This window comes from Castellaniella defragrans 65Phen (assembly GCF_000612685.1).
Lineage (GTDB): Bacteria > Pseudomonadota > Gammaproteobacteria > Burkholderiales > Burkholderiaceae_B > Castellaniella > Castellaniella defragrans.
Genome location: NZ_HG916765.1, coordinates 1,688,637 through 1,701,376, shown reverse-complemented (window position 1 = coordinate 1,701,376; position 12,740 = coordinate 1,688,637). Strand labels below are relative to the sequence as shown.

The 12,740-nt window shown below is 68.8% G+C and carries 12 protein-coding genes; 11 read left to right on the top strand and 1 reads right to left on the bottom strand.

Annotated features, from left to right (window positions below):
- Positions 1-92 precede the first annotated feature (92 nt).
- Positions 93-776: a hypothetical protein gene (locus BN940_RS07680; protein WP_043681760.1), complete on the bottom strand. Its 684-nt coding sequence runs from the start codon at positions 774-776 to the stop codon at positions 93-95.
- A gap of 234 nt (positions 777-1,010) precedes the next feature.
- Here BN940_RS07680 and BN940_RS07675 point away from each other — a divergent pair, with 234 nt between their 5' ends.
- From BN940_RS07675 to nrdD, 11 genes are all read left to right on the top strand, one after another.
- Positions 1,011-1,712 carry a GntR family transcriptional regulator gene (locus BN940_RS07675; RefSeq protein WP_043681757.1) on the top strand — a complete coding sequence of 234 codons (702 nt, stop codon included), beginning with the start codon at positions 1,011-1,013 and terminating at the stop codon, positions 1,710-1,712.
- A 335-nt stretch (positions 1,713-2,047) separates the two neighbouring features.
- Entirely contained in the window at positions 2,048-2,797 is a 750-nt protein-coding gene (locus BN940_RS07670; RefSeq protein ID WP_052355690.1) for a GntR family transcriptional regulator, read from the top strand.
- 10 nt (positions 2,798-2,807) lie between these two features.
- On the top strand, positions 2,808-3,716 hold the full coding sequence (locus BN940_RS07665) for a dihydrodipicolinate synthase family protein (RefSeq protein WP_043681754.1): 909 nt from the start codon (positions 2,808-2,810) through the stop codon (positions 3,714-3,716).
- Positions 3,709-5,220, top strand: a complete 1,512-nt coding sequence (locus tag BN940_RS07660) for an aldehyde dehydrogenase (RefSeq protein WP_043681751.1) — start codon at positions 3,709-3,711, stop codon at positions 5,218-5,220. The genes BN940_RS07665 and BN940_RS07660 overlap by 8 nt, the downstream gene beginning before the upstream one ends.
- Positions 5,217-6,545, top strand: coding sequence for an NAD(P)/FAD-dependent oxidoreductase (locus tag BN940_RS07655; RefSeq protein ID WP_043681748.1), 1,329 nt, complete (start codon positions 5,217-5,219; stop codon positions 6,543-6,545). The genes BN940_RS07660 and BN940_RS07655 overlap by 4 nt, the downstream gene beginning before the upstream one ends.
- Positions 6,546-6,719: 174 nt before the next feature.
- Complete coding sequence (locus tag BN940_RS07650) at positions 6,720-7,571, top strand: glycine betaine ABC transporter substrate-binding protein (protein ID WP_043681746.1); 852 nt, start codon at positions 6,720-6,722, stop codon at positions 7,569-7,571.
- A 102-nt stretch (positions 7,572-7,673) separates the two neighbouring features.
- On the top strand, positions 7,674-8,765 hold the full coding sequence (locus BN940_RS07645) for a quaternary amine ABC transporter ATP-binding protein (protein WP_043681743.1): 1,092 nt from the start codon (positions 7,674-7,676) through the stop codon (positions 8,763-8,765).
- A 24-nt stretch (positions 8,766-8,789) separates the two neighbouring features.
- Positions 8,790-9,641 carry an ABC transporter permease gene (locus BN940_RS07640; RefSeq protein WP_043681740.1) on the top strand — a complete coding sequence of 284 codons (852 nt, stop codon included), beginning with the start codon at positions 8,790-8,792 and terminating at the stop codon, positions 9,639-9,641.
- Positions 9,638-10,486: an ABC transporter permease gene (locus tag BN940_RS07635; protein ID WP_043681737.1), complete on the top strand. Its 849-nt coding sequence runs from the start codon at positions 9,638-9,640 to the stop codon at positions 10,484-10,486. Before BN940_RS07640 ends, BN940_RS07635 begins: the two co-directional genes overlap by 4 nt.
- 173 nt (positions 10,487-10,659) lie before the next feature.
- The gene (locus BN940_RS07630; RefSeq protein ID WP_052355689.1) at positions 10,660-12,456 is read left to right on the top strand and encodes a ribonucleoside triphosphate reductase; all 1,797 of its coding nucleotides are present in this window, start codon (positions 10,660-10,662) and stop codon (positions 12,454-12,456) included.
- A 101-nt stretch (positions 12,457-12,557) separates the two neighbouring features.
- On the top strand, positions 12,558-12,740 hold the full coding sequence (nrdD, locus tag BN940_RS07625) for an anaerobic ribonucleoside-triphosphate reductase (RefSeq protein WP_043681735.1): 183 nt from the start codon (positions 12,558-12,560) through the stop codon (positions 12,738-12,740).

Below are 12,740 nucleotides of genomic sequence, written 5' to 3'. Positions count from 1 at the left end.
GCATGAAACGCCACGATGCGCCCGGCATCCGGCATGAAGCACCGCAAAAAAGCCACCCGCGATGGGTGGCTTTCGTCATTCCGCGGGTCCGGTCACGGCCGGCGCAGCCCCTGCAGCAACTGGCCCAGTTCCGGCGGCAGTTGCGCCGGCTGCGCCGGCAGCTCCAGGCTGCCCGGCGCGGGCGCCGTGGCCGCCAGCCGCTCCACGCGGAACTGGTTTTCGTAGGCCAGCAGGCCCAGGTTGCGGGCTTCCAGCGCATCCAGCACCTGCCGCGCGCCGTCGGGCGACTGCCCGGCGGAGGTCTGCAGCAGGACGGCCATCCGCCCCAGGGCGCGGGTCAATTCCCGCACCTCGGGCTGGCCGCCCAGGACGCCCTGTCCGGAACGCGCGCGCCCCTGCTCGTCGCGGTAGGACACGGCGTAGACGGCGCCCACCCGGCCGGCCACCGTCTTGCGCGCGCCGGTCGGCTCGATCCGGCTCAGCGTGCGGATCATGTCGGGCGCCACCTGCAGGGCGCGGGCCCCGAGCAGCCGGGCCGCGGCGTCGCCTTCCATGACCAGCGGCCGGCCGCCCGCCTGCAGGACGGAATACAGCTTGCCGCCGCGCATCAGCAGATAGCCCTGGTCCACGCCCGAGACATCGACCCGCGCGTCCGTCCCGTCGAAGGACACCGTCAGGGTCCGGTCGCCCGCCTGCACGGTCGCCACCCCCGCCGCCAGGACGCCGGCCGGGACGATCCCCGTCCAGGCCGCCAGCAGCCATCCGAACCAGCGCATTTCCGTTCCTCCATCGAATCCATGCCCATGCGTCACACGATAGCGGGTTTGCCCACGCCCGAACAGGCGCGGAACGGGCGCATGTGTGTCAGGATCTTGCCCGGTCCGGGCGCGGCGAGCCCGGCCGGAGAGCCCGCACGGAAGTCCGGCTTACAATGACGCCCGATATTCATCGCATACCTCCGGATGCGCGCCCGGGCGGCAGCCGCCGCCACCGGCCGCCGGATACCCGACATGACCCAGGCGAAATCCGCGAAGAGCGCCAAGGCGCAGCTGTTTGAAGACCTCAAGCACCAGATCCTGACGATGGAGCTGGGCCCGGACGAGGATCTGGACGAAGTCGCGCTCTGCGAACGCTACGGCCTGTCGCGCACCCCCGTGCGCGAGGTCTTCCGCCGCCTGAGCGGCGAAGGCTACGTGGACATCCGCGAGAACCGCGGCGCGCGCGTCTCGCCGATGAACCATTCGACGCTGCGGCACTTCTTCCTGGTGGCGCCGATGATCTACGCGGCGGTGGGCCGATTGGCGGCGCGCCATTTCACCGCCCGCCAGCTGGCCGAGCTGAAGGAGACGCAGGCGCAGCTGCGCCAGGCGGCCCAGGCTGGCGACATCCAGGCGATGGTCCTGAAGAACAACCGCTTTCACGAGATCATGGGCGAGATGTCCGGCAACGTGTACCTGCAGACCAGCCTGAACCGCCTGCTGATCGATCACGCGCGCATCGGCCGCACCTTCTACCAGCCGCACGACGAGGACACGGCCCGGCGCCGCCAGGCGTCCATCGACCATCACGACCAGTTCATCGACGCGCTCGTCGCGCGCGACGAGGACACCATCGCGCGTCTGTCCTACGAGCACATGGAACTCTCGCGCGAGCACATGGAACTGTTCATCATGCCGCCGGGCCTGAAGCCCGAACCGCCGCAGTCTCTCTGATCCGCCCGGCCCGGGCCGTCGCCCGCATCGGGCCGCCTTCCGCCGCTTTCCCGGCCCTCCTACTCCCCGCGCATCGAGTCCGTCCGGCCTGATCCGCTTCCCGCATCGGGCCATCCCCTCCGTCCTTCCCGGCCCCGCGCTCGCCGCATCTCCGGCTCGCCCGGCTTGGCTACGGCTTCCGTCTCCGGCCGTCCCTCTCCGCCCTTCCCTTGCCGCATCCATCGAGGTCCGCGGCCGCGCGCCCGCACACCTCAAAAAATGTATTTGACCAGAATTCTTTTTTAACTATAATAAAATACAAATTGAATACACAATAAATACGAACGAGACAAGCCATGGAGAATTCCCGTTCCCGGGAGCCCGGATCCGCGGCGACGCCAGGCAAGGGCAATCGCAAAGCCAGGCTCTACGAAGACCTCAAGCACCAGATCCTCACGCTGCAGCTGGGTCCCGACGAAGACCTGGACGAGCTCGATCTGTGCCGCCGCTACGGCCTGTCGCGCACCCCCGTGCGCGAGGTCTTCCGCCGCCTGAGCGGCGAGGGCTACGCCTACATCCGCGAAAACGCCGGCGCGCGCGTCGCGCCCATGAACCACGCCACGCTGCGGCATTTCTTCCTGGCCGCCCCGATGATCTACGCCGCGACCGGCCGCCTGGCGGCGCGCCATTTCAAGCCGGCCCAGCTCGCCCTGCTGCGGGACACGCAGGAGCAGTTCCGCCAGGCCGGGGAATCGGGCGACATGGCCGCCCTGGTCCTGAAGAACAACCGCTTCCACGAAATCATGGGCGAGATGTCGGGGAACATCTATCTGCAGGCCAGCCTGAACCGCCTGCTGGTGGACCACGCCCGCATCGGCCATACGTTCTACCTGTCGCACGACGGAGACATGGCCGAACGCCAGCGGCTGGCCGCCGGGCACCACGACCAGTTCATCGACGCCCTCGCGGCGCACGACGAGGACGCCATCGTCCGCATCACCTTCGAGCACTGGGAACTGTCGCGCCAGAACATGGAAATGTTCATCACGCCCGCCGGGCTCGATCCGCATCTGCCGCACGAACGTGCGGAAACCCTGTCGACCTAGGAGCAACCGCATGTTTGAAGGCATCTACACCCCCGCCATCACCCCCCACGAGGCCGACGGCCGGATCGACAAGGCGGCGTTCGCCGAACTGCTCGAATCCCTGATCGAGGCCGGCGTGCACGGCATCGTCGTCGCCGGCTCCACCGGCGAGTACTACGCGCAGACGGGCCGGGAGCGGATCGACCTGGCCGCCTACGCCAAGGAAGTCATCGGCACCCGCGTGCCGCTGGTGGTCGGCACGGGCGCCACGCGCACCGAGGAATCCATCGAATACGCCCAGGCCGCCCGCGCCCTGGGCGCGGACGCGATCCTGGTGGGCTCGCCGCCCTACGCCCTGCCCCTGGAAGCGGAAAATGCCGACCATGCGCTGGCGATCGACCGGGCCGCGGGCCTGCCCATCATGCTCTACAACTACCCGGGCCGCATGGGCGTGCACATGGGCCGCGACTACCTGAACCGCGTCACGCGCTCGAAGAACGTCGTGGCGATCAAGGAAAGCTCGGGCGACATCAACCGCGTCCACCTGCTGGCCGGGGAATTCCCGCAGATCGAGATGTCCTGCGGCTGGGACGACCAGGCGCTGGAATTCTTCGCCTGGGGCGCGCGCAGCTGGGTCTGCGCCGGCTCCAACTTCCTGGCGCGCGAGCACCTGGCCCTGTACCGGGCCTGCGTGCTGGACAACGACTTCGCCAGGGGCCGCAGGATCATGGGGGCCATGATGCCCTTCATGAACTTCCTGGACGCGGGCAAGTTCGTGCAGTCGATCAAATACGGCTGCGAACTGAACGGGCTGGCGGCCGGCCCGGCGCGCGCGCCGCTGCAGCCCCTGGACGAAGCGGAAAAGGCCCGCTTCCAGGCCATCGTCGCCGAACTCCGGCGCGAGATCGCCGCCATCGTCGCGGGAGCCGGCCATGCCTGATGCTCTGACCGCCGCCGAATACGCGCGGCTCGCCGGGACGCTGGATTTTCCCCGCGAGGCCTACATCGACGGCCGCTACCGGCCCGCGGTCTGCGGCCGCACCTTTCCCACGGTCAATCCGGCGACCGGCGCGGTCCTCGCCCACCTGGCGGCCTGCGACGCCACCGACGTGGACCTGGCCGCCGCCGCGGCCCGGGAAGCCTTCGAGGACGGCCGCTGGCGCCTGCGCGCGCCGGCCGAGCGCAAGGCCGTCCTGCTGGCGCTGGCCGTCCTGATGGAAGCGCACTGGCACGAGCTGGCCGTCCTGGAAAGCCTGGACAGCGGCAAGCCGGTGGGCGAATGCCATGCCGTGGATCTGCCCGAAACCCTGCGCACGATCCGCTGGCACGCCGAGCTGATCGACAAGATCTACGACCACACGGCGCCGGTGGGCGCGGACGCCCTGGCCCTCGTCGCGCGCGAGCCCATCGGCGTGGTCGGCCTGGTCCTGCCGTGGAATTTCCCCCTGCTGATGCTGGCCTGGAAGATCGGTCCCGCCCTCGCGGCCGGCTGCTCGGTCATCGTCAAGCCGGCGGAGCAGACCTCCATGACCACCCTGCGCGTGGCGGAACTCGCCAGCCGGGCGGGCATCCCGCCCGGCGTCTTCAACGTCGTGACCGGCAGCGGCCAGGACGCGGGCGCGCCCATCGGCCTGCATCCGGACATCGCCATGGTCAGCTTCACCGGCTCGACCGCCACCGGCCGCCGCTTCCTGCGCTACGCCGCCGATTCCAACCTCAAGCGCGTCGTGCTGGAATGCGGCGGCAAGAACCCCGCCGTCGTGCTCGCCGACGCCGAGGACCTGGACCGCGTCGCGGAACACGTCGTCAACGGCGCGTTCTGGAACATGGGCGAGAACTGCTCGGCCACCTCGCGCCTGATCGTCCATGCGTCCATCAAGGACGAACTGCTGCGGCGCGTCCTGCGCGCCATGCGCGAATGGAAGATGGGCGATCCGCTGGACCCCGCGAACCGCATGGGCGCCCTGGTCAGCCCGGCGCACTTCGAGAAGGTGCAGTCGTTCCTGGCGCGGGCCCGGGCGGAGTCGCTGGCGGTGGCGGCGGGCGGGGCCGCGCACGGCGGCATCTACATCGAGCCCACCGTGATCGTCGACGTCGGCCGCGACAGCCCCCTGTTCCGCGAGGAAATCTTCGGGCCGGTCCTGGCCGTGACGACCTTCGACACGATCGAGGAGGCCATCGCCCTGGCCAACGACACGCACTACGGCCTGGCGGCCTCCGTCCACACCGGCAGCCTGCGCCACGCCATCCGGCTGGCGCGCGCCATCCGCGCCGGCATCGTGACGGTGAACTGCTTCGGCGAAGGGGACGTCACCACGCCCTTCGGCGGCCACAAGGAATCCGGCTTCGGCGGCCGCGACAAGTCGATCTGGGCGCACGACCAGTACACCGAGCTGAAGACCATCTGGATCGACACCTCGGCGCCCGCGGAGGCCGCGCGATGAGCGCCCGCACCATCCGCCGCCAGCCGGTCGAGACCGGCGTCTCGGGCTGGGAGGCCCTGGCGCCCCGACGGTTCCCGGCGCGCGCCCTGGAGGGCGGCCAGTCGGCCGACTGGCTGATCGTCGGCGCCGGCTTCGGCGGCCTGTCGGCGGCGCGGCGGCTGCGCCAGCTGCGCCCCCAGGACAGGATCGTCGTGCTCGACGCGCAGGAGGTCGCCATCGGCGCGGCCGGGCGCAATTCCGGCTTCATGATCGACGTGCCCCACAACCTGACGTCGGGCAATTATTCCGTCGGCGGCGCGGCCTCCAGCCTGCTGGAAATCAGCCAGAACCGCATGGCCATCGCCTTCGCCGCCGGGATCGCGGAAGAATACGGCATGCCCGCCACGACCTTCGATCCCTCGGGCAAGATCAACGCCGCCGCCACGGAGCGGGGGCTGAGGCTGAACCGCGATTTCGCCCGCTCGCTGCGGCAGATCGGCGAGCCCAGCGAAACCCTGGACGCCGCGCAGATGCGCGAGATCACCGGCTCCGACTACTACCTGGGGGGCGTGCGCACGCCGGGCGCGGTGATGATCCAGCCGGCCGACTACATCCGCCGCCTGGCCGCGGGCCTGGCGGGCGAAGTGGACCTGTTCGAGAACTCGCCCGTGCTCTCGCTCGGCCGCAAGGGCGCGGTCTGGGAAGCAGTCTCGACGCGGGGCAGCGTGCAGGCGCCGCGGGTCATCCTGGCCGTCAACGGCCACGTCGAGAGCTTCGGGCATTTCCGCCGCCGCCTGATCCACGTCTACACCTACGCCTCCATGACGGCCGCATTCCCGGGCGGCGCCGGCGCCGAGCGCTGGGCCCTGCTGCCCGCCGACCCCATGGGCGCCACGCTGCGCAAGATCAGCCACGGCGGGCAATCGCGCATCGTGGTGCGGACGCACTTCACCTACAACCCGGACATCCGGGTCTCCGAACGGCAGGTGGCGCGGATCGCCGCCCAGGAACGGCGCTCCTTCGACGAGCGCTTTCCCGCGCTGAAGAGCGTCCCGATGGAATTCAGCTGGGCGGGGGCGCTGTGCCTGAGCACGAACCACGTGCCCGCCTTCGGGGAAATCGAGCCCGGGCTCTATTCCGCCTGCTGCGAGAACGGCCTGGGCACGGTCAAGAGCACCCTGGCCGGGATGATGGCCGCGGAGCTGGCCACCGGCACCGACAGCGAATCCCTGCGGCAATTCCGGCGGCAGCCGCCGCCGGCGCGCCTGCCGCCCGAACCCATCGCCTGGCTGGGCATCCATTCCGTCATCCGATGGCATCAATTGCGCGCCGGCCGGGAGGGCTGAACTCCCGGCGACGCACACCGGGGCGGCCTGCGCCCCGGATACCGCGGCAAGCCGAGGCAAACCGCAGCAATCGCAGGACACCGCGGCAAGCCGAAGCAAACCGCGGCAAGTCGCAGCAAACCGCAGCCAACCGCAGCAAACCGACCCTACCATAATGAAACCAGGAGACACGACATGAACATTTTCAGGAAACTGCTCTGCGCCGCCGCGATGGCCGGCGCCATGGCCTCCACCGCCCACGCGGCCAAGGAGACCATCACCATGGGGACGATGTCATGGGAAGACCTGACCCCCATCACCTACGTCACCAAGCACGTGCTGGAGGACGCGGGCTACGAGGTCAAGGTGACCGAGTTCTCCGAATGGGGCATCGCCTACGCCGCGCTGGTCAAGGGCGACGTGCAGATCATGGCCTCGCAGATCAACTACGCCGGCCAGGACTACTGGAACCGCAACAAGAACCGGCTGGAAAAGCTCTCGCCCGTCTCCTTCGGGCTGTACCAGGCGGTCGCCGTGCCGAAATACGTGACGATCGATTCCATGGAACAGCTCAACGAGCACGTCGACCGGTTCGGCGGCAAGATCGTCGGCATCGAGCCCGGCTCGGGGCTGATGAGCGACGCCGCCAAGGCCGTCAAGGCCTACGACCTGAAGTACAAGCTGATCGACGGCAGCACGGCCGGCATGACCGCGGCGCTGAAATCCGCGGTCGACCGCAAGGAATGGATCGCCGTGACGCTGTGGGATCCGACCTGGATGATGATGAAGTACGACATGAAATTCCTCAAGGATCCCAAGGAAGTCTTCCCCGGGCCGCAGGGCTACTACTGGATCGGCAAGAAGGGCTTCGCCCAGGAACATCCGGGCGCGCGCGAGGCGCTGGCGGGCATCTACATTCCCCTGAGCGCCATCGCCGAGATCAACGTCGGCATGAACGACGGCCAGACGGTGCAGCAGGCGAGCGATGCCTGGATCGCCAAAAACGCCGACCGCGTCAAGCGCTGGGAAAACATGAAGAAGTACTGAGACGACCGCGCCCGGGCCCCGCCGCCGTCCGGCGGAAACGGGCCCGGGAACAGGGATGAAAGACCCCCCACGTGCGCGCCATCCGCGCACCCGGAGCATCGCATGACGACACCCCACACCCAGGCCGATGAAATCCTGGTCGACTGCCAGTCGGTCTGGAAGATATTCGGCGAAAAAGCGCCCGAAGCGATGAAGGCGATCACCGGACAGGGCCTGTCCAAACGGGACATCCTGCAGAAATTCGGCTGCATGGTCGGCGTCTCGGGCGTGAGCCTGCAGGTCAGGCGCGGCGAGATCTTCTGCATCATGGGCCTGTCGGGCAGCGGCAAATCGACGCTGATCCGCCTGCTCAACCGGCTCATCGCGCCCACCCAGGGCCGCGTACTGGTCAAGGGCAAGGACCTGGCCACCCTGGACGCGGCCGCCTTGCGCGACATGCGCGCCCACCACATCGGCATGGTGTTCCAGAGCGTGGCCCTGCTGCCCCACCGCACCGTGCTGGAGAACACCGCCTTCGGGCTGGAGGTCCAGGGGGTGGCGAAGGAAGAACGCAACCGGATCGCGGCCGAGGCGCTGGAAAAGGTGGGCCTGGCCGACTGGCAGAACCACTACCCCGACGAGCTGTCCGGCGGCATGCAGCAGCGCGTCGGGCTGGCGCGCGCCATCGCGGCCGACCCCGAGATCATCCTGATGGACGAGCCGTTCAGCGCGCTCGACCCGCTGATCCGGCGCCAACTGCAGGACGAATTCCGCACGCTGACCAAGCAGCTGGGCAAATCGGCCGCCTTCATCACGCACGACCTGGACGAGGCGATCCGCATCGGCGACCGCATCGCCATCATGAAGGACGGCGTCCTGATCCAGGTCGGGACCGCCGAGGAAATCGTCCGCAATCCGGCCGACGACTACGTGGCGGAATTCGTGGCCGGCATCTCGCGCCTGAATCTGGTCAAGGCCCGCTCGATCATGGGCACGGTCGCCGAGTTCCGCGCCGCGCACCCGGACGTCGCCCTCGACGCGCTGCCGCGCGCCGCGGCCGAAGCCGACATCGCCGAACTGATCGCCCTGTCCACCCGGACCGGCCTGGAATCGGTTGCGATCATGGACGACGGCGGCCCCGTCGGCGTCGTATCGCCCCGCGACCTGCTCAGGGGCATCCAGGGCGACCAGGCCGGCCGCCCCGCGGCGCACTGACGCCGGACCAGGAGGGTTCACACCATGAACGATACCGATCCCATCGCCGCGTTCGACGGCTGGATGGACGAGGCCCTGGCCCACCTGACGGACAGCTCCAGCCAGGTCTTCGCCGCGATCCAGGGCGGCCTGGAAGGCTTCTACGGCGCCATCCTGTGGCTGCTGGGCCTGGCGCCGTCCTACGTCGTGGCGCTCGCCATCGGCCTGCTGGGCTGGCGCCTGGTCGGCTGGCGCTTCGGCGCCCTGGCCGCCGCCGCCCTGGCGGTCTGCGAGCTGATGAATCTCTGGCCCGAGACCATCGGCACGCTGGCCCTGGTGATCGCCGCCACGCTGCTGGCCCTGGCAATCGCCATTCCGGCCGGCATCCTGAGCGGCTACGTCCCGGCGCTGGACCGCCTGGCCACCCCCGTGCTGGACCTGCTGCAGACCCTGCCGCCGTACATCTACCTGCTGCCCGGGATCGCGCTGCTGGGCTACGGGCCCGCGACCGCGCTGGTCTCCACCCTGGTCGTCGCGGTCCCGCCGGCCTTCCGCCTGGCCGCGCTGGGCATGCGGATGGCGCCCGTCGAATACATCGAACTGGGCATGGCCACCGGCATGACCCGCTGGCAGATGTTCGCCAAGATCCGGCTGCCCTTCGCCCTGCCCAGCATCATGGCCGGCATCAACCAGAGCCTGATGATGGCCTTCGGCATGGTCGTCATCGCCGGCATCGTCGGGTCGGGCGGACTGGGCCAGACCATCTACGACGCGATCCGCAAGCTCGACATCGCCAAGTCCATCGACGCGGCCATCGCCATCGTCATTCTGACCATGATCCTGGACCGGCTCAGCCAGAGCGCCGGCCGCTCCGGCTCCAGGAGGAGAAAGGCATGAACCCGACCCCGACCCACTTCTCGCCCGGCGCCTTCCTGACCCCGGCGGTGGACTGGCTGAACACCCACTGGCATCCGCTCTTCGCCTTCATCAGCGACGTCATCCAGGCCGTCCTGGACGGCGCCACGGCGCTGCTGCTGATCCTGCCGCCCTGGGGCCTGATCCTCGCGGCCGCGGGACTGGCCCTGTGGACCCTGGGCCGGCGGCCGGCCGCCGTCACGGCCCTGGCGCTGGGCTTCTGCTGGGGCGTGGGCCTGTGGCAGGAAGCCATGCAGACGATCACCCTGGTCTCGGTCGCCGTCGCCCTGTCGGTGGCGATCGCCTTCCCGCTGGGCGTGCTGGCGTCCCGCCACCCGCGCCTCGCGGCCGTGCTGCGTCCCATCCTGGACATCATGCAGACCGTGCCGCCCTGGGTGTACCTGATCCCGGCCGTGATCCTCTTCAGCCTGGGCAGCGTCCCGGCCATCATCGCCACCATCGTCTACGGCATCCCGCCGATGCTGCGGCTGACCACGCTGGCGTTCGATCAGATCCCCAGGGACCTGCTGGAACTCGGCCAGGCGCTGGGCGCGCCGCCGCGCACCGTGCTGTTCAAGATCGAGGTCCCGGCCGCCATGCCCACGCTGCTGGTGGGCCTGAACCAGTGCATCCTGCTGTCGCTGGCGATGGTGGTGCTGGCCGGCCTGGTCGGCTCGGGCGGCCTGGGCGCCGAGGTCACCCGCGGCCTGACGCGCATGGAGATGGGCCTGGGGCTGCGCGCGGGCCTGGCGATCGTGGCGGTGGCGCTGCTGCTGGACCGGCTGTCGAAGGCGGCGCTCGGCGGCGGGACCCGCAGGAGGACCTGAACGACCCGGCCCCCGGGCGGAGCATGCCCGGCCCGGGCGCGCGCACGGCCCCGCGCCCGGGCCGGCTGTTCTTGACTTTCATCAAGCCTATCAAAAAAAGACGCCGGATGCCTTGATACCACCATATATTGTGTTTACGATTCGTCTGTACACAATATATAGAGATATCCAGGATGAACCCCACCCCGATCCAGAGTGCGGCCCACGCCCGGGCCGCCCGCCCCGTCCCGCACGTGGACGTGATCCGCTCCATCGACGAATACCTGCGCCAGCAGGACTGGCGCGTCAACGCCAACGCCAACCAGGGGTATTCGCTGGGCGGCCTGATCCTGAACACCTCGGGCAAGCTGATCGCCAACTACTGGCTCAGCCACGTCTACCCCGAGACCGTCGGCCAGGCGCACCGCCAGGGCGACCTGCACATCCACGACCTGGACATGCTCTCGGGCTACTGCGCCGGCTGGTCGCTTCGCACCCTGTTGAACGAAGGCCTGAACGGGGTGCCGGGCAAGATCGAATCCGGGCCGCCGCGCCACATGTCCAGCGCCGTGGGCCAGATCGTCAATTTCCTGGGCACGCTGCAGAACGAATGGGCCGGCGCCCAGGCCTTCAGCTCCTTCGACACCTACATGGCGCCCTTCGTCCGCAAGGATGCCCTGTCCTACGCCGAAGTGCGCCAGTTCATCCAGGAACTGATCTTCAACCTGAACGTCCCCTCGCGCTGGGGCACCCAGACGCCGTTCACCAACCTGACTTTCGACTGGGTCTGCCCCGAAGACCTGCGCGACCAGGTCCCGGTGATCGGCGGGGCGGAAATGTCCTTCACCTACGGCGAGCTGCAGGCCGAAATGGACATGATCAACCGCGCCTACATCGAGGTCATGATGGCCGGCGACGCGCGCGGGCGCGCGTTTACCTTTCCCATCCCCACCTACAACATCACGCCCGACTTCGACTGGCACAGCCCCAACGCCGAACGCCTGTTCGAGATGACCGCCAAGTACGGCCTGCCCTACTTCCAGAACTTCATCAACTCGGAACTCAAGCCGAACATGATCCGCTCCATGTGCTGCCGCCTGCAGCTCGACCTGCGCGAGCTGCTCAAGCGCGGCAACGGCCTGTTCGGTTCGGCCGAGCAGACCGGCTCACTGGGGGTGGTGACGATCAACTGCGCGCGCCTGGGCCACCTGCATGCCGGCGACGAGGCCGGCCTGATGGCCCGCCTGGACGAACTGCTGGAACTGGGCCGCGACAGCCTGGAGATCAAGCGCCGCGTGATCCAGGAACACATGGACAATGGCCTGTTCCCCTATACGCGCCGCTACCTGGGCACCCTGCGCAACCACTTCTCCACGCTGGGCGTCAACGGCATCAATGAAATGATCCGCAACTTCACCGCCGACGAGCACGACCTGACCAGCCCCTGGGGCCACGCTTTTGCCGTGCGCCTGCTGGATCACGTGCGCGCCCGCATGATCGAATTCCAGGAGGCCACCGGCCACATGTATAACCTGGAAGCCACCCCGGCCGAGGGCACGACCTACCGTTTCGCCAAGGAGGACCGCGCCCGCTGGCCCGGCATTCTGCAGGCCGGCACGCCGGACATGCCCTACTACACCAACTCGTCCCAGTTGCCGGTAGGCTTCACCGACGACCCCTTCGAAGCCCTGGAGCGCCAGGACGAACTGCAACGCAAATACACCGGTGGCACCGTGCTGCACCTGTACATGACCGAGCCGCTGTCCTCGGCCGACGCCTGCCGCGAACTGGTGCGCCGCACGCTCAGCCGTTTCTCGCTGCCCTACATCACGATCACGCCGACGTTTTCCATCTGCCCCAGGCACGGCTACCTGCCGGGCAAACACGAATTCTGCCCGCATTGCGACGACGAACTGCTCGCCCGCAAGCACGCCGGGACGACGGCGTCCGACGCCAGCGCGGCCCCCGCCCCGGCGGCCCGCGTCGCCTGAACGACGCCGGCGGGCCGGGCGCATGTCTCCGGTCTGACCGCCCCCCTCTTTTTTTCCGTCCGGGCCACGGCCCGGTTTTCTCAGCCTCTCAGGAGCACATCATGCCCAACACATCCATCACCCTGAACGACGCCGAACGCCAGCCTTGCGAGATCTGGACACGCGTCATGGGCTACCACCGCCCTATGTCATCCTTCAACATCGGCAAGAAAGGCGAGTTCCACGAACGCCGCTTCTTCGTCGAACGGCCTGCCGGCCAGGCGCCTGCCCGGCAGGCGGTGTAA

What these genes read in the sequence shown, in the direction of transcription:
- BN940_RS07680 (WP_043681760.1), bottom strand. Translation starts at nt 776, where the DNA reads ATGCGCTGGTTCGGATGGCTGCTGGCGGCCTGGACGGGGATCGTCCCG.
- BN940_RS07675 (WP_043681757.1), top strand. Translation starts at nt 1,011, where the DNA reads ATGACCCAGGCGAAATCCGCGAAGAGCGCCAAGGCGCAGCTGTTTGAA.
- BN940_RS07670 (WP_052355690.1), top strand. Translation starts at nt 2,048, where the DNA reads ATGGAGAATTCCCGTTCCCGGGAGCCCGGATCCGCGGCGACGCCAGGC.
- BN940_RS07665 (WP_043681754.1), top strand. Translation starts at nt 2,808, where the DNA reads ATGTTTGAAGGCATCTACACCCCCGCCATCACCCCCCACGAGGCCGAC.
- BN940_RS07660 (WP_043681751.1), top strand. Translation starts at nt 3,709, where the DNA reads ATGCCTGATGCTCTGACCGCCGCCGAATACGCGCGGCTCGCCGGGACG.
- BN940_RS07655 (WP_043681748.1), top strand. Translation starts at nt 5,217, where the DNA reads ATGAGCGCCCGCACCATCCGCCGCCAGCCGGTCGAGACCGGCGTCTCG.
- BN940_RS07650 (WP_043681746.1), top strand. Translation starts at nt 6,720, where the DNA reads ATGAACATTTTCAGGAAACTGCTCTGCGCCGCCGCGATGGCCGGCGCC.
- BN940_RS07645 (WP_043681743.1), top strand. Translation starts at nt 7,674, where the DNA reads ATGACGACACCCCACACCCAGGCCGATGAAATCCTGGTCGACTGCCAG.
- BN940_RS07640 (WP_043681740.1), top strand. Translation starts at nt 8,790, where the DNA reads ATGAACGATACCGATCCCATCGCCGCGTTCGACGGCTGGATGGACGAG.
- BN940_RS07635 (WP_043681737.1), top strand. Translation starts at nt 9,638, where the DNA reads ATGAACCCGACCCCGACCCACTTCTCGCCCGGCGCCTTCCTGACCCCG.
- BN940_RS07630 (WP_052355689.1), top strand. Translation starts at nt 10,660, where the DNA reads ATGAACCCCACCCCGATCCAGAGTGCGGCCCACGCCCGGGCCGCCCGC.
- nrdD (WP_043681735.1), top strand. Translation starts at nt 12,558, where the DNA reads ATGCCCAACACATCCATCACCCTGAACGACGCCGAACGCCAGCCTTGC.